Below are 15,750 nucleotides of genomic sequence, written 5' to 3' on the forward strand. Positions count from 1 at the left end.
GCGGGGTCGGTCGCTTACGCTCCTCGCACCTCAGGGAGCGGGGTCGGTCGCTTACGCTCCTCGCACCTCAGAAGCGGGGTCGGTCGCTTACGCTCCTCGCACGTCAGGGAGCGGGGTGAGGGTCGTCGCTTGCGCTCCTCGCACTTCATGGAGCGGGGTGGGTGGGCTTTCTGCATCTCAGGAAGCGAGAGCGTCAGTAGACGTCCCGCACGTACCGCTTGTCGGCGGCCAGGGCCTTGACGTAGGCCTCGGCGCTCGCGGGGGAGCGGCGACCATGCTGCGCGACAATGCCTTTCAGTGTCGCGTCGACGTCCTTGGCCATCCGGGACGCGTCACCGCAGACGTAGACGTGGGCGCCGTCGTGCAGCCACCGGTAGAGCTCTTCGCCGTGCTCGACCATGCGGTCCTGGACGTAGATCTTGCGGTCCTGGTCGCGGGAGAAGGCGACGTCGAGGCGGGTCAGCAGGCCGTCGCCGAGCATCGTCGTCAGCTCGTCACGATAGTAGAAGTCGGTGGCCGAGTACTGTTCGCCGAAGAACAACCAGTTCTTGCCGTTGTGGCCCAACGCCTCCCGCTCGCGGAGGAAGCCGCGGAACGGGGCGATGCCGGTGCCGGGCCCGATCATGATCATCGGGGTGTCGGGATCGGCGGGCGGGCGGAAGTGCGTGGTCGAGGTGACGAAGACCCCGACCTCGGTGTCCTCGGCGTGGTCGGCGAGGAAGGTCGAGCACACGCCGCCGCGCTGGATGCCGCATCGGTTGTAGCGCACCGCATTCACGGTCAGCTGCACCTCGTCGGGGCTTTCCAGCGGACTCGACGAGATCGAATACGACCGTGGGGCCAGCGGTTTGAGGACCGCGAGCCATTCGTCGACGTCGGCGTGGATCGGGCGCTCGGCGAGGACATCCACCGACTGTCGTCCCCAGGACCAGTCGTTGAACGCCTGCTTGTTGCCGGCCGCGACGAGCGTCTTCAGCTCGTCCGAACCGCAACGCTCGCCGACGAATCGGACGAAATCGGGAGTGACCCGCGCGAACTCGAGCCGTTCGCGCAGTGCCTGGTGCAGGGGCATGTCGTCGCCGCCGACCGTCACCGAGTGTCCGCCGTCGAGTCCCGTCCGGTCGAGAAACTCGTCGATCAGGGCCGGGTTGTTCAGCGGCCACACGCCGAGCGCGTCACCGGCCTGATAGGTCAAGGTGTCGGCGGGCAGCCGGAACCCGAAGTTGCGCACGTCCTTCTGCGATCCCTCGGTGTTCAGCTTCACATTGCGCACCAGCGAGGTGACCAGCGGCTTCTTGCGTGAGTAGGCCGGCGCGGTCCTCACCGACGGTGCTGCCGACGAGTCTGCGGGCTCGCTGACGACGTTGACCCGCTCGTCGGTGACGCCGGAGACGGGCGCGCGGTTGCCGATGCTGATCGCGCGGATCACCTCGTTGAGCCAGCCGCCCGCGGTCTCCTCGAAGTCCGGTTCGCAGTCGACGCGGTCGACGATCCGACGACCACCGAGCTCACCGATCCGTTCGTCGAGTTTGCGCCCGTGGCCGCAGAAGTCGTCGTAGTTCGAGTCGCCGAGGGCGAGCACCGCGTAGTCGACACCGGAGAGGTCCGGTGCCTCAGCGCCATTCAATGCCTCCCAGAAGGCCGTACCGTTGTCCGGCGGATCACCGTCGCCGGTCGTGGACGTGACGAACAGCGCGGTACCCCGCAAGTCGCCGACCTCGACCTCGTCCATCGACTTGGCATCGACGCGGAGCCCGCTCGCCTTCACCCGTTCGGCGGTCTCGGTGGCCAGTTCCTCCGCGTTGCCCATCTGCGACGCCCACAGCACGGTGATCGTGCCGGTCGACTCCGCCGGCTCCGAAGACTCTTCGCTCGGCGGGGCGACTTCGGTGCGCGCGAACATCCCGGCCAGCAGGCCCGACACCCACACTCGGACCTCCGGGCGCAGCGGTGCATCGGCCGGAACCGTGGGAACCTTTGACGGTGCGTCCGGGACCCCGGCGGCCAGCCCGGCCAGATACAACTGTTCGGTCGATGACAACTCCGGAGAGGTGACGTCCGAAACCTCGAGTGCGACAGCCAACTCGGAAGACCCGGCGACCGGCACCACGGCCGGTGTAGACCCGGCGGCCTTTGTCAGCGTCACGGCACACACCTTCAGCTCGGGCTGCCGGGAGAGCGGGTCCACCGCATCAGACGTGACCGCGTTGATGGAGAGGTGCTCACCGAAGACGTCGTTCCAGTGGAACGGCACGAAGCAGTTCCTGGGACGCACCCGATCGGAGATCCTGGCCGGCAACACCGCTCGTCCACGACGCGACGCCACCTCGACCTTGTCCTTCGCCGCGACACCGATGCGCTCGGCGTCCTCCGGATGGAGTTCGACGAACGGCTCCGGGTTGAGTTTGTTCAGCTTGGCAACCCGGCCGGTCTTGGTCATCGTGTGCCATTGGTGCGGCAGGCGGCCGGTGTTGAGCAGGAACGGATAGTCGTCGTCCGGGAGCTCGGCGGGGTCGAGGTGCGGCCGGGCGAAGAACTGCGCGCGGCGTGTGGGTGTGGCGAATGCCAGTCGCGGAGTCGATCCGTCATCGAGACGGTGCAGCGTCTGGCTCCGGCCGTCGTTCAGATAGCGGATCGGGTTGCGCGCGCCGTCTTCGAGGAGGTCGGCCCCGTCGGACGACGGTGGGCACGGCCATTGCATCGGTGCCCGGCGCAGGCCGTCGTAGGTGACGCCGCGCAGGTCGTAACCGGTGTCGGGGTTGGCGAACTGCTTGATCTCGGCGAAGATCTCCTCGGCACTCGAATAGCTGAAGGCGTCCGCGTAGCCCATCTCGCAGGCGATGCGTGCGATGATCTCCCAGTCGGGGATCGCCTGCCCGGGCGCGTCGAGAGCGGGTTCGAACAGGGTGAGGTTCCGCTCCGAGTTCACCATGATTCCGGTCGATTCCGACCACAGCGCCGCGGGGAGCACGACGTCGGCGTACTGGTTGCTCTCCGTCTCGGCGAAGGCGTCCTGCGTGATCACGAGATCGGCGCGTTCGAGTCCTTCGATGACAGTCTTGCGATTGCCGACGGAGGCAACAGGATTGGTGCAGATGATCCAGCAGGCCTTGATCTCGCCATCGGCCATCTTGCGGAACAAGTCGATGGTGCCGCCGCCGACGTCGGTGCGTAGTGTGCCGGCCGGGAGGCCCCACGCGGTCTCGACGAACGTGCGATCCACCTCGGACAGCACCGACCTCTGGCCGGGCAATCCCGGCCCCATGTAACCCATCTCGCGGCCGCCCATCGCATTCGGCTGGCCTGTCAAGGAGAACGGTCCGCTGCCGAGTCGGCAGATCGCGCCTGTCGCGAGGTGGAGGTTGATGAGCGCGTTGGTGTTCCAGGTGCCGTGGGTCGACTGGTTGAGGCCCATGGTCCAGCAGCTCATCCATTCGCCGGCCTCGCCGATCATCGTGGCCGCGGTACGCAGGTCCTCGGCGGGAATCCCGGTAATGGATTCGACGACCTCCGGCGAGTACTGCGCAGCGAAGTCCGGCATCTGCTCGAATCCGTCGGTGAACGACGCGATGAACTCGTCGTCGGTGTGGCCGTCGGAGATCAGCAGATGCAGGAGCCCGTTGAGGAAGGCGAGGTCGGTGCCGGATTCGATCTGCAGGAACAGGTCGGCCTTGTCGGCGGTCGCGGTCCGCCGCGGGTCGACCACGATCAGCTTCGCTCCCGCCTTGACCCGGTCCATCATCCGCAGGAAGAGGATCGGGTGGCAGTCGGCCATGTTCGACCCGATGACCAGGAAGACGTCGGCGTGGTCGAAGTCCTGGTACGAACCGGGCGGACCGTCGGAGCCGAGCGACAGCTTGTAGCCGGTGCCGGCGCTGGCCATGCACAACCGGGAGTTCGACTCGATCTGGTTGGTACCGATGAAACCTTTGGCGAGTTTGTTCGACAGATACTGCGCCTCGAGTGACATCTGACCGGACACGTACAGCGCGACCGCGTCGGGGCCGTGATCGTCGACGATGGCGCGCAACCGGCGCGCGGTGTCGGTGAGGACCGCGTCGAGGTCGCCGCGGCGTAGCTGACCGCCGCGGTCGTCGCGGACGAGGGGAGCGTCGAGCCGTCCGCCGGCGGCGAGCATGTCGGCGGTGGTCGATCCCTTGGTGCACAGCCGGCCGAAGTTCGTGGGGTGATCGCCGCGCCCGACGGTCTTGACCAGCCCGCCGGAGTCGTCGAGCCGCATCTCCATACCGCAGCCGACGCCGCAGTAGGCGCACAGGGACATGACCGATCGGGACATGACGGGGTGCGTGGGGGGTGAGGCGGTCACGGTTCCAGCGTCGAAGTCGGATGTTTCGCAACCCGAAGGCCGGCGTTACGCAACCATCAACTTGATCTCACAGTCGATGGTCACTGGCGTGAAGGCGGGAGAAACTGCAGGTCGCGCGCAATTCCGAGACCGGATGGTCCGTGTTGCGGCGTTGCTCAGGCGGATCTCAGCCGAGGCGGATAAGACTGTATGCCATGCGCATCCTCGTGGTTGATGACGACCGGGCGGTCCGGGAGTCGTTGCGGCGGTCGCTCACCTTCAACGGATACACCGTCGAGACAGCGGGCGACGGCATCGAGGCACTCGAGAAGATCCTCGCCGATCGTCCCGACGTCGTCATCCTCGACGTCATGATGCCGCGACTCGACGGCCTCGAGGTGTGCCGCCGACTCCGTTCTGCCGGTGACGACCTGCCGATCCTGGTGCTGACCGCCCGGGACTCGGTGTCCGAGCGGGTCTCCGGGCTCGACGCCGGCGCCGACGACTATCTGCCGAAACCGTTCGCACTCGAAGAGTTGCTCGCACGGTTGCGGGCGCTGTTGCGTCGCGCGGCACCTGAAGGCGACATCGACTCGGAGACGCTCACCTTCGCGGACCTGTCGCTCGACCCGGTGACGCGTGACGTGACCCGTGGTGAGCGGCCGATCAGCCTTACACGCACCGAGTTCGCCCTGCTCGAGATGTTGATGGCCAACCCGCGTCGGGTGCTGTCCCGAAGCCGCATCCTCGAGGAGGTGTGGGGATACGACTTCCCGACCTCGGGTAATGCCCTCGAGGTCTATGTCGGCTACCTGCGCCGCAAGACCGAGGCCGACGGCGAGTCGCGACTCATCCACACCGTGCGCGGCGTCGGATACGTGCTGCGGGAGACCCCGCCCTAGTGTCGTCGCCCTCGCGGATGCGCGACCACCTGACCCGTATGCTCGCCGGCGGTCCCGGTTCGTCCGGGGAGAAGGGGGCGTCCGGGGAGAAGGAGATGCGGGCGCCGATGCCGTTGACGCGGGCGGTGTCCCTGCGTTCGCGTGTCACGATCCTGTCGGCGACCGTCGTGCTGGTGTCGGTGAGTCTGATGGCCGCGGCCGCCTACTTCGTGGTGTACCGGGCGATGTACAACGAGGTCGACCAGCAGTTGGAGAGCCGTGCCGACGGCATGGCGGCTCTGGCGCGCGCCGGTGTGCTCCGCAACCAGCCCGAGCAGCTGGTGGCGGGAACCGTGTTCTCGACGAACATCTCGGTCGCCCTCGTGACCCCGAGCGGTCAGACGTACCTCATCGGGCAGGTCCCGTTCGAGGACCCCGAGCGCGAGATCGTGCGGTCGCCGTCGGTTCCCGGAACCAATCCGCTGAGCCTGCGCACCACCCGCAATCAGCGCGTGCTGACGCGGAAACTCGACGACGGCAACACCCTTGTCCTGGCGCAGAGTCTCATCCAGACCGATCGCGTTCTCAAACGCCTGGCCTGGGTGCTGCTCGTGGTCGGTTGTGGCGGAGTGGCTTTGGCGGCTCTCGCCGGCACAACGGTCGGACGTGCCGGCCTGAGACCGGTTGCCCGGCTGAACCGGGCCGTCGAACGAGTCGCGCGAACGAACGACCTGACACCCATACCGGTGACCGGCAACGACGAATTGGCCAAGCTCACCGCGAGTTTCAACGCGATGCTCCGGGCACTCGCCGAATCCCGGGACCGCCAGGCACGTCTCGTCGCCGATGCCGGACATGAACTGCGAACCCCGTTGACCTCCTTGCGCACCAACCTCGAACTGCTGATCGCGGCGAGCAGGCCGGGTGCACCGGCCGTCCCCGAGCAGGACATGGTCGACCTGCGCGCCGACGTCATGGCCCAGATCGAGGAATTGTCCACGCTGGTGGGCGATCTCGTCGACCTCGCCCGCGAGGACGCCCCCGAGGTGGTGTACGAGGAAGTCGACCTCGCGGAGATCATCGAGCAGGCCCTCGAACGTGTCCGACGCCGCCGCAACGACATCGAATTCGAGCTTGACCTGTCGCCCTGGTACATCTTCGGTGAACAGCACGGACTGTCCCGCGCGGTACTGAATGTGTTGGACAACGCGGCGAAATGGAGTCCGCCGGGGACATCGGTGGCCGTCGGGCTGACGCAGACCGGGATGTCCACCGCGCAGCTCACCGTCGCCGACGCCGGTCCCGGGATTCCCGAGGAGGACCGTGGTCTCGTCTTCGAACGCTTCTATCGTTCGACGCAATCGAGGTCGATGCCGGGATCCGGTCTGGGCCTGGCGATCGTGCGGCAGGTCGTCGAACGTCATGGTGGCACCGTCGTGGCCGACACGTCGCCGCGCGGCGGTGCACTCATCCGGATGACTTTGCCGCCGGGCAACTCCCGCGGAACCATCTCCGCAAGTGATTCGTCAATAAGGGTGAAGCGCCGTGCATCGGCGGGTCACGACGGCCGTCGTCCACATCATCGACAGCTGTGCGGTTACCCGGTGTGACCTGCCCATCGATCCCATAGGGTTGACCAAGGCGCTGTGCGGGACGCCGGTCGAGTGGTTTCGGCCGACAAACCCGAGCGAAGTGAACCTTGCCGGCACAGGGCCGGCGGAGACCACCGAGCCGGCTGTGTGCCGGTCAGACGACGAGGAAGAGACGAAGATGACGACTGGCGGTTCGCAGGGTGGCGGTCCGTACGGGGGTGGCCAGCACGGTCAGCACGACGCTGGCCGGTCGAACGGGGGCAGCGCTCCCTCCACACCATCGGGCTCTGAGTCACCGACGCAGTCCTACAGCGGCCAGGGCACTCCAGGGCCGGCCTCAGGGGCATTCCCCTCGCAGGGCGGCCGGCCCGTCTTCGGCGGCAACAACGCACCCACGTCTGTCTACGGCAACCCGGGAACCAGTCCTTTTCCTCCGCAGGCCCCGTATGGCGGGCCCGGCGCCGGCAATGCCTACCCGCAGCCCGCGTTCGGCGGGTCGGGTGGCAACCCGCCGCCCCAGGCGGCGAAGAACAAGGGCGGCGGACGCCTGGCCGCACTCGGCGCCGGTGCGCTGGTGGTCGCGCTTGTCGCCGGTGGTGCCGGCGGTGCGATCGGTTACACACTGGCCGACGGTTCCGACGGGTCGTCGAGCAGCAGCACGAGCAGCGGCCCGCTCGGCGGCGACCCCAAGGCGAACGGGAACACCGCGCCCGTCGAGGCACCGGCCGGCTCGGTCCAGGAGGTGGCCGCCCGCGTGCTCCCGTCGGTGGTCTCCATCGAGGTCGCCTCGGGCGGCGCGCTGGGCTCGGGATCGGGGGTCGTCCTGACCGAGGACGGCGTCATCATGACCAACAATCACGTCGTGAGCGCCGGCGGCAACGGCCCCGCGGCCAGGGTCGCGGTCAACTTCTCCGACGGTTCGCGTGCGCAGGCCCGGGTGCTGGGCGCCGACCCGATCTCCGACATCGCGGTGATCAAGGTCGACCGGAACGATCTGACCCCGGTCACGGTCGGTAACTCGAACAACCTGGCGGTGGGGCAGGACGTCATCGCCATCGGTTCCCCGCTCGGCCTGGCCGGGACTGTCACCACGGGCATCATCAGCGCCTTGAACCGACCGGTCCTGACCTCGCGCGATCCGGGCACCAACACCACCTCGGTGATCGACGCCATCCAGACCGACGCCGCGATCAATCCCGGCAACTCGGGCGGTGCGCTCGTCAACGCCAGGGGAGCGCTGGTCGGCATCAACACTGCCATCGCCACCCTCGGTGGAGGCGAGGAACAGGCCGGTGGCAGCATCGGACTCGGGTTCGCGATCCCCATCGATCAGGCGATCCGCGTGGCCAAACAGCTCGAGTCCACGGGTAGGGCCAGCCACGCCAACATCGGTGTGTCCGTGCGTCCGAGTGGTGACTCCGACACGCCCGGCGCCGTCGTCACCGATGTGACCCCGGGAGGTCCGGCAGCGACCGCGGGTATCCCGAAGAATGCGGTCATCACGAAGGTCGACGACCGTCCGATCGCGTCGGGAGACGCTCTGGTGGCGGCCATCCGGTCGCACGCGCCGGGGGACACGGTCACCGTGACCTACTCCGATGGCGGGAACAGCAAGACCGCGCAGGTCAAGCTGGGCACGCTCGAGGTGAAGTGACGCGCTGCGCGTCCGCCCGCGAGTACGAATCGCACAACTACAGAGCGCACCACGACCGTCCATCGGACGGTCCGAGAAGATAGAGAAAGGGCCTGCCATGACTTACGCCGGATCCCCCGTTCCCGGAAACCCCGCCATCTCCGGCGACACCGACGAAGGGCAGTCCCTGGACGTCCGTCTCGCTGGTGATCCGGGTCAGGTCGATCCGGCCGACGTGGTGGCCGCCGACGCCGCCGCGCGGGAGTTCGTTGCGCGCCACGAGCAGGCCACCCACCGGCCGCAGGGCGAGGAGATCGGCCGGGCACTCGTCGTCGTCGTCGACGACGAGGCGGCGCACGGAGAGGACCAGCGTCTGCTCGGGCCGCTCGTCGGTGAACTGCTCGCCGAGGCGGGGTTCCATGTCGATGCGGCCGTTGTCGTATCCGGCGACGAGGTGGAGATCCGCAACGCACTGAACACCGCGGTGATCGGTGGCGTCGATCTGGTGGTGTCGGTCGGCGGGGTGGGTGTCGGCGCCCGCGACGTCACCCCGGAGGCCACCGAGCCCCTGCTCGATCGCCGGCTCCGCGGCATCGAGGAGGCGGTCCGCAGTTCCGGTCTCGCCGCCGGCGCGACGGACGGCGGACTTTCGCGCGGGCTGGCCGGAATCTCCGGGCAGACGTTAGTCGTCAATCTGGCCAATTCCCGCGCCGCGGTGCGCGACGGAATGGCGACCGCGGCACCACTCGCCAAATATGTGATCGAGTCCATAAGTGAATTCTGATTATGGCCGCGATTACTCGTCTCGAGTACTGTTGAGCAAGGCTAAGGATCTCCCGGAACACAGGGACGATCGACCGACCGGAAACGGGGCGTCCCGTCCGCCGGCGGCTGACCGTGAGCACCCCGGAAAACGACCGATGAGCAGTAGCGATGACGCTGCTGCTCGTCGTGCTGCACGGCGGGCGAAGCTCGATTCCGTGTTCGGTGACGACCTCCCGGATCTCACCACAGACGAGTGTGGCGAAGATCACAAAGGCCACTCTCAGGATTGGTTCGAAGCGCAGCGCCCGCCTCATTACGAGTGAAATGCGACTTCTTCTACATAGCCGCATCAGCGTGTTTATCTACCGTTAACTTTGGTCCGTTGATGGATCACGTATTCGATATTTGTGATGCTGCGTCTCCAGTTCGTGACACGGCTGAGTCCAGCTGTTGCCTGTTCTGAGACCCCTCCGATAACGTTCGGCTCGACAACGCTCGGTGCCCCCGTAAAGGGGACATGAGCAGTGTCCTGCGATCTGTCGCGAGTGACGACGCAGCAGTGACCAGGAATTCGATGAATCCTCAACGGAAGCTAAGTAGTGCGTCAGAGCATGCTGAGCACCACCGTGGGGAGCACATCGAACGTCGAGGTCATGACTTGCGGATGTGAATGCATTCCGCGGGGGTAACAGCCGAATCCTGTGAGAGGGAACGAATGAGCAAGTTCAGCAAGCTTGGGCTGCGCCGCGCCGCGGGCGCGGTCGCGATCGCCTCGGCCGCGGTCGTGGGCCTGGCAGGCATGGGCGTCGGCGATGCCGCGGCTGCCGGTCTGCCGAATGGTTACAAGAAGGCCGCCGGCATCGACGGCGAGTCCATCCAGACGTGGCGCACCGGTGAGAGCGCGTACCCGGTTTCGACTGTGGCGAACAACCCGGCATCGCGTGGCTTCGCGATCTCCGGCACCTACACCGCGAAGGCTTCGGCCGGTGTCGGCGGCAAGCTCGCCGTCAAGTACATCATCGGTTGCCAGGTCGACGTCAGCGGCATCTCGCTCGATCTGGGCGGCGCCATCAGCCTCACCGCGACCACGCTGTCCGGTTCGCTCGGCCTCCCGCTGAAGCCGGGTCAGGTCGCGGTCGTCGACATCACCGACAAGGACTTCTCGGACAGTGGCATCGCCGCCGTCCAGCTGTCGCAGCTCACGTTCAACCTCAACCAGTGCGGTGGCTACGCCTCGGCACGCTCCGCGGCCAAGGTCATCGGTGCCAAGGGATACAGCACCGACGACGGCAAGCTGAGCGGCGAGGGCACCCTGATCCAGTCCACCCTGTACGGCAAGCCCTTCACCATCAACTGACCGGGCAGATAACTAGCACTTCCTGACTTATCTGCCCTGTGCAGATTGATATTCCACGAAGGGGAATCATGAAGAAGAACATCACGCGTCGCGTGGTTGCGGCGGCCGGTCTCGCCGGTGCCGTCGCGATGGGCCTCACCAGCCTCGGCGCCGGTGGCGCCACCGCCGGCCCGCTGGCCGGTGGCACGATCACCAAGACCCTGGTCGACGGCACGCCGGTCACGGTTCAGCTGTTCGACGAGTACGTCAACGTGCAGCGTCCGATCAGCAACGTCCCGACCACCCGTGAGGTGTGGCTGTCGGGCAAGGTCCGCGTCACCGTCGGTGGTAAGGCCAAGGGCGGCGCGGTCAAGGTCGGCTACGACGTCGGCTGCCAGGTGAACTTCGGTGGCGGCGAGGTCGGCCTCCCCGGTCTCAAGGCCGGTATCGACTACAGCGATCCGTTGAACGTCACTGCCGGTGGTGGACTCGACGGCCAAGAGGTCGGCGGCGGCTTCAGCCTCGGCCCGGGTGAGGTCAAGCGCAAGTGGCTCATCAACGAGACCTCGGGCGACAACACCGCTTACACCGACTACGAGCTCAACGGCTACACCTTCAAGGGCAAGGCCGGTGGCGTGGCCTACAGCCAGGAGCAGTTCAAGGTGGAGAGCTGCGCCGGCTACGCCGCTGCTCGCGCCTTCATCCAGGTGACGGTCAGCACGGACGCCGTCAAGGGCGTCGTCGCGCTCAACGGCAAGCCGTTCAGCCTCGGCTGATCGACTCGCTGACCCTCAGCAGCACCGCGGGGCGGGGATCCATCATGGATCCCCGCCCCGCGGCGTTTTGCTGCGGAGGTGCTGATGAAGTCCTGTGATCTGCTGTGATCCGCGCGCGGACAACGGCTTTCATCGGGATCGTGCGCTGATGTCGATCGCGGCGGTGAGGGAGCCGTCGCCGGCAGAGTGTGGCGTTGCGTGACCTCGAGGAGTGGGCGGAAGACGACACTCGAGTGAGGCGTCCGGCTGTACCAGCACACGCAACGGCTCGTGCCGCATGCGCGGCACCGCTTCGGTACGGGAGATCTCGCGTCGCGCAACACCTCCGACGTGGAGGCGGCCGACGGCCCGCTGCCGTCGAGCGTGGTCACCGCCGCCGTCGTGAGCCCGATCGTCTAGGACGCAGCCGTATTCGTGACGCAGTGACCGAGTCTGGATCTGTGGTTACAGACACGCCAGGCAGGCTCTGTACGGACTGGCGGTCAAGGGCATTTCGGCGACACCCGGCGCCGAACGCGTAGCGCAGGTATTCGACGCGTCGGTTGGGTTGTACGGGAACAGATCTCAAGTGCTTTCCTACGTGGCAGCGACGAGCGGTCGAGGCCGGCTCCGCCCAGCAGCACCACCCGGAAGCCACAACCACGACCTGACCTTGGACATGAGCGCCGTCGTCAGCGATGCGGGGGGGCTGATCACACGTCACCCGGGGTCATTGACCCCGCGCACCGGTCGAGCTGAGCAATGGGCGATTCAGCACTCTGGCGCCGAAAAGGCAGTCATCCGAGCGTGGGTCGCCAGTCCGGAGTGGGACATGGAAAAGCCGCCCTGCCATTCACGGCAGGACGGCTGACCGATGAATCGGGTCTACTCGGCGATACTGTCGGAGCCCGCCTCGAGCGAGCCGGTCACCAGTTCGACGATCGCGTCGGTGATTGCGCCTTGAATGATCTCCGCCATGTTGTGCCTCCCTCGTCGGAAAATGTTCTGACTGTCGGTCCACAGAGGCGCCGAACAGCCGTGACACCAAGACTACAGTATCTCGCGGTCCGAAGTGGACGTGGAAGTGAAATATCGACAACCAGAGAATGGCCATCAGTGGACGAATCGGCACAAATCAACTGTTCGGCACATTTCATTCCTCACGCTCCTCGGTTGTCTCCCCTGAGGTAGAAACTCGGCACACACAAGAAAACACCGCCTCCCGGCACGAGGCCAGAAGGCGGTGTGAAGCTCGGACGGCCTAAGCGGTCGTCTCCGGCTCCGACTCCATCGAACCGCTCTGCAGGTCCCTCAAGAGTTCGGAGATGTTGATGTCGATTCCGGTGGCCATGTGGTCTCCTCCTTTGTGCTGTACGGGATCAGGCGCCTGGGAAGGTGCCTGTCAGTCCTCGGGATCGATGGGAACGCCGTCGCTGTCAAGAGACCCGGTCATCAGGTCTTTGATGGCATCTTCGATTCCGCCACCGACAACTTGGCCCATGAGAATTCTCCTTCGTCGTACTGAGCGTTTTCGTCGTACTGAACGTTGTGTTGTTCAGAATTCGATCGGCGGACAGCCGCCGTTTGTTCTACTCGTTGGTTTCGCCTTCGGTGGACCCGGTGACCAATTCTTCGATGTAGAGGCGGATCCAGGAAATGCTGATCGCGTCGGACACGTGAATCTCCTACTCATTGCCACTTCGTTGTGAAGTACGGAAGTCCGTCTCAGACGGCCTCGCGGTCGACAATACCGCACCCGGTCCCGGCTGTCGTGGCGGGCGAATGCTGAATTCTCGGTGACGAATATCTTACGTGGCGGCAACATGTCTCGGTGCTCCGAAGCAGCCGTGAACCGCCATACTCGCCCCGGCCGTCGTTGGTGTGCTGATATTAAGTGGTGACCCAGCACGCGGCTTATCGCAATCAGGCAGCACGTCCGTTGGTCGTCTCCGACCGCGACGGCGCGCTCGACCTGCTCGAGAACGGACTGCGGGAGGTTCCGGTCTACCGGTGGCTGATCGGTGACGACGCACCGGCGGATGCGTACCGGTGGTACGGCGAGGTCCTGTTGGTCGAGTGCATGAATGGTCTCCAGGGAATCTTCGACGACACAGGCAATCTGACTGCTGTGATCGCGGTGTCCGAGTCCTCCGAAGAAGCCGGTGTCGTCGACGGCGAACTCAAGGACCGCACCCGTCGGTGGGTCCAGAGGATCGACGGGTTCGTGGACCGTTTCCGGGAGTTGCAGAGCAAGACAGACGAAGCCAAGGTCGCCGACGAAGCGATCCGCGTCATCTTCGCTCTGGTCCACCCGGAGCGACGCGGCGGCGGGACGCTCGCGGCACTGGTGGACCCGGTGGTCGAGCGGGCACGGCGCCTCGGAATGCCCGTCACGGCGAGCACGTCGGACCCGCGGTTGTCGGAGCTCTACGCCCGCAAGTGGAATTGTCTGGTGCGCGCGGAGTTCACCCTCACCGACGGTCCGACGGTGTGGGTTCAGCGGCTCGACCCGTAGCGGTCGAATCCAACTGACGAATGCGACTGAATCCGGCGAACTCGGAGCCTCCTGGGGTGGCTGTCGATGTCACCGACGATTTCGGCCCCGCCTGGTGGGCGAGGGCCGAAAAAGGGTGAAACTCTCAGCGCGAGTGGCGTCCCGGCGCGTCCGGACCGTCACCGGGGAACTGTTCGCTCGGGTACTGCTCACCTGGGTACTGCTCGCCCGGGTACGGCTGCTCACCGGGGTACTGGGAGCCGGGGGGCGGGTAGTTGCCGGGAGGCGGATAGTTTCCGGGCGGTGGGTAGTTACCCGGAGCCGGCTGCGGCGTCGGATACGGCTGGCCTCCCGGGCCGGCGGGCTGACCCTGCGGCGAGTTGAACAGCGGCGACGACTGCGGTCCCGACTGCGACGGTCCGTGCTGGAACGGCTGACCCGACGACGGGGGAGTCGAAATCCGTTGTGTGGTACCGGCACCGGACGGCGACTCGTACGGTGCGAGGGGGCCCGACTGGGGCGTGTAGACGTCACCGGCCGGCGCGGATGGCTCGGCCAGATGTGGCGGCAGATCGCTCTCCGCCTCGGCCTTGGCCTTCGACTTTCCCTCCGGATCGAGCAGGTCGCGGATCTCGGTGAGCAGAGCTACCTCGGTGACCTCGGACTTCTTGCCGAAGCCGCCCAGCTCCGCGAGCCTGTTGTAGGGCAGGATGATGATGAAGTACACCACCGCCGCGATGATCAGGAAGTTGATGACGGCGGTGATCACGCCGCCGAGGTCGACGAATGTCGAGGCGTTGTCGGTGATCTGGAAGCCGAGTCCCTGTGCGGCGTCCGTACCGATCGGGATCGAGTTGATGATCGGTTGGACGATGCCGTCGGTGAACGCGGTCACGATGGCGGTGAAGGCCGCACCGATGATGACTGCGGTAGCCAGCTCGACGACGTTGCCCTTGAGTATGAAGTCCTTGAATCCCTTGAGCACGGTGTGCGGCCTCTCCTTGGTAATCCCGCTCTTGTTTCCGGCGATTCGGTTTCGGTCGGTGCAAATCCGACATGTGCTGTGCGAACTCGTACTACCCTATCCACGATCGTGAACCGCGCGATCCATTTGCCTTGAATCGTCCGGAGTGTCGCGGGTTCAGTGCAGGACGACCGCGAGCGAAGACTCCAGACCCGCGGCGGCGACGCGATGGGCGGCTGCGGCATCCATCGCCAGGAGAACCGGTGCCACCGAGTTTCGACCGGAGGCGATCCCGCCCGAGGAGGACTGACCGGTGCGCATCGCCACGACGGCGCGTCGTGCGAGGACATCGGCCGAATCGGTCAGGACATCAACCACATCCCCGGGCCGGAGCAACGAGGTGACCGCCTCGTCGGACAACCGGACCGGTACGAGACGGGCGTCGTCGACCCCGGTCAGCTCGGCCGGCAGACGCGAGGACAACAGCCGGGTGTCGGTGAGTATCTCCCCGGTCCGTACGCGACCGGTGACGGTACGGCCGGTCGCGAGTGCGGCATCGGAGATCGCCCCGGCGGGGACCGTGCTCCCCATGACGAGCCGAGGGGTGAGATCACCGGCGTCGACCATCTGGCCGGGTATCAGATCGTGTGCCGCGACGAGCACCTCGAACTCCCCGTCGGCGCGGGCCCCCACCACTGCGACGACGGCGGCCGCGACGATCAGCGCTACCGCGACCAGTCGTCGGACCGCGAGACTGCGCGTCCATCCGGGACGCACTGCGTGAGCAATCCGGTCGCCCAGGCGTGGGCCGAGCCGCTCGCGCGGCAACGACATCCGAGTCAGTGGCATGGCTGGACGATAGGCGTCGACCACCCGGGAAATGGTGCCGCGGACTCGTTGTGGACAGTCGTGGAGTCCGGCGTCGTGCTGTGCACAAGCGACCGCCGGGTCGGCCTCCGCTAGGGTGACGTCGGAAACAAATCATGGTGTGCCGGGAAGTCTGGTCGGCCGCCGCCCGGTGAAG

At 66.3% G+C, this 15,750-nt stretch carries 10 protein-coding genes and 1 pseudogene; 8 read left to right on the forward strand and 3 right to left on the reverse strand.

What is annotated here, in order from left to right:
* Nucleotides 1-193: 193 nt before the first annotated feature.
* On the reverse strand, nt 194-4,282 hold the full coding sequence (locus GOALK_RS05480; RefSeq protein ID WP_006357804.1) for a bifunctional nitrate reductase/sulfite reductase flavoprotein subunit alpha: 4,089 nt from the start codon (nt 4,280-4,282) through the stop codon (nt 194-196).
* 239 nt (nt 4,283-4,521) lie between these two features.
* Here GOALK_RS05480 and GOALK_RS05485 point away from each other — a divergent pair, with 239 nt between their 5' ends.
* The 8 genes and pseudogenes from GOALK_RS05485 (at nt 4,522) to GOALK_RS05520 (ending at nt 13,783) form a co-directional block, all read left to right on the forward strand.
* Nucleotides 4,522-5,208, forward strand: a complete 687-nt coding sequence (locus GOALK_RS05485) for a response regulator transcription factor (RefSeq protein WP_006357805.1) — start codon at nt 4,522-4,524, stop codon at nt 5,206-5,208.
* 38 nt (nt 5,209-5,246) lie between these two features.
* A pseudogene (locus GOALK_RS05490) lies at nt 5,247-6,720 on the forward strand (HAMP domain-containing sensor histidine kinase).
* Nucleotides 6,721-6,957: 237 nt separating this feature from the next.
* Nucleotides 6,958-8,433 carry a S1C family serine protease gene (locus GOALK_RS05495; RefSeq protein WP_196813061.1) on the forward strand — a complete coding sequence of 492 codons (1,476 nt, stop codon included), beginning with the start codon at nt 6,958-6,960 and terminating at the stop codon, nt 8,431-8,433.
* A gap of 97 nt (nt 8,434-8,530) precedes the next feature.
* Nucleotides 8,531-9,196, forward strand: a complete 666-nt coding sequence (locus GOALK_RS05500) for a MogA/MoaB family molybdenum cofactor biosynthesis protein (RefSeq protein ID WP_006357808.1) — start codon at nt 8,531-8,533, stop codon at nt 9,194-9,196.
* A gap of 696 nt (nt 9,197-9,892) precedes the next feature.
* Nucleotides 9,893-10,534 (forward strand): MspA family porin, encoded by a 642-nt coding sequence (locus GOALK_RS05510; protein ID WP_006357810.1) that lies wholly within the window; start codon nt 9,893-9,895, stop codon nt 10,532-10,534.
* Nucleotides 10,535-10,602: 68 nt separating this feature from the next.
* Nucleotides 10,603-11,289: an MspA family porin gene (locus GOALK_RS05515; protein WP_006357811.1), complete on the forward strand. Its 687-nt coding sequence runs from the start codon at nt 10,603-10,605 to the stop codon at nt 11,287-11,289.
* A 270-nt stretch (nt 11,290-11,559) separates the two neighbouring features.
* A complete protein-coding gene (locus GOALK_RS24480; RefSeq protein WP_255219188.1) occupies nt 11,560-11,688 on the forward strand; it encodes a hypothetical protein in 129 nt (42 codons plus the stop codon).
* A gap of 1,474 nt (nt 11,689-13,162) precedes the next feature.
* Nucleotides 13,163-13,783, forward strand: a complete 621-nt coding sequence (locus GOALK_RS05520; protein WP_006357813.1) for a GNAT family N-acetyltransferase — start codon at nt 13,163-13,165, stop codon at nt 13,781-13,783.
* 124 nt (nt 13,784-13,907) lie between these two features.
* Here the strand turns inward: GOALK_RS05520 and mscL are convergent, their stop codons facing one another.
* Nucleotides 13,908-14,747: a large conductance mechanosensitive channel protein MscL gene (mscL, locus tag GOALK_RS05525; RefSeq protein ID WP_006357814.1), complete on the reverse strand. Its 840-nt coding sequence runs from the start codon at nt 14,745-14,747 to the stop codon at nt 13,908-13,910.
* A 156-nt stretch (nt 14,748-14,903) separates the two neighbouring features.
* A complete protein-coding gene (locus tag GOALK_RS05530; protein WP_050918656.1) occupies nt 14,904-15,575 on the reverse strand; it encodes an SAF domain-containing protein in 672 nt (223 codons plus the stop codon).
* Between the last annotated feature and the right edge of the window lie 175 nt (nt 15,576-15,750).

The sequence above is a fragment of the Gordonia alkanivorans NBRC 16433 genome, from assembly GCF_000225505.1.
Classification (GTDB): Bacteria; Actinomycetota; Actinomycetes; order Mycobacteriales; family Mycobacteriaceae; genus Gordonia; species Gordonia alkanivorans.

Excerpts from the sequence above, each read along its gene's own strand:
- GOALK_RS05530 (WP_050918656.1), bottom strand. The coding sequence starts at position 15,575 with ATGCCACTGACTCGGATGTCGTTGCCGCGCGAGCGGCTCGGCCCACGC.
- GOALK_RS05485 (WP_006357805.1), top strand. The coding sequence starts at position 4,522 with ATGCGCATCCTCGTGGTTGATGACGACCGGGCGGTCCGGGAGTCGTTG.
- GOALK_RS05515 (WP_006357811.1), top strand. The coding sequence starts at position 10,603 with ATGAAGAAGAACATCACGCGTCGCGTGGTTGCGGCGGCCGGTCTCGCC.
- GOALK_RS05500 (WP_006357808.1), top strand. The coding sequence starts at position 8,531 with ATGACTTACGCCGGATCCCCCGTTCCCGGAAACCCCGCCATCTCCGGC.
- GOALK_RS05510 (WP_006357810.1), top strand. The coding sequence starts at position 9,893 with ATGAGCAAGTTCAGCAAGCTTGGGCTGCGCCGCGCCGCGGGCGCGGTC.
- GOALK_RS05480 (WP_006357804.1), bottom strand. The coding sequence starts at position 4,282 with ATGTCCCTGTGCGCCTACTGCGGCGTCGGCTGCGGTATGGAGATGCGG.
- GOALK_RS05495 (WP_196813061.1), top strand. The coding sequence starts at position 6,958 with ATGACGACTGGCGGTTCGCAGGGTGGCGGTCCGTACGGGGGTGGCCAG.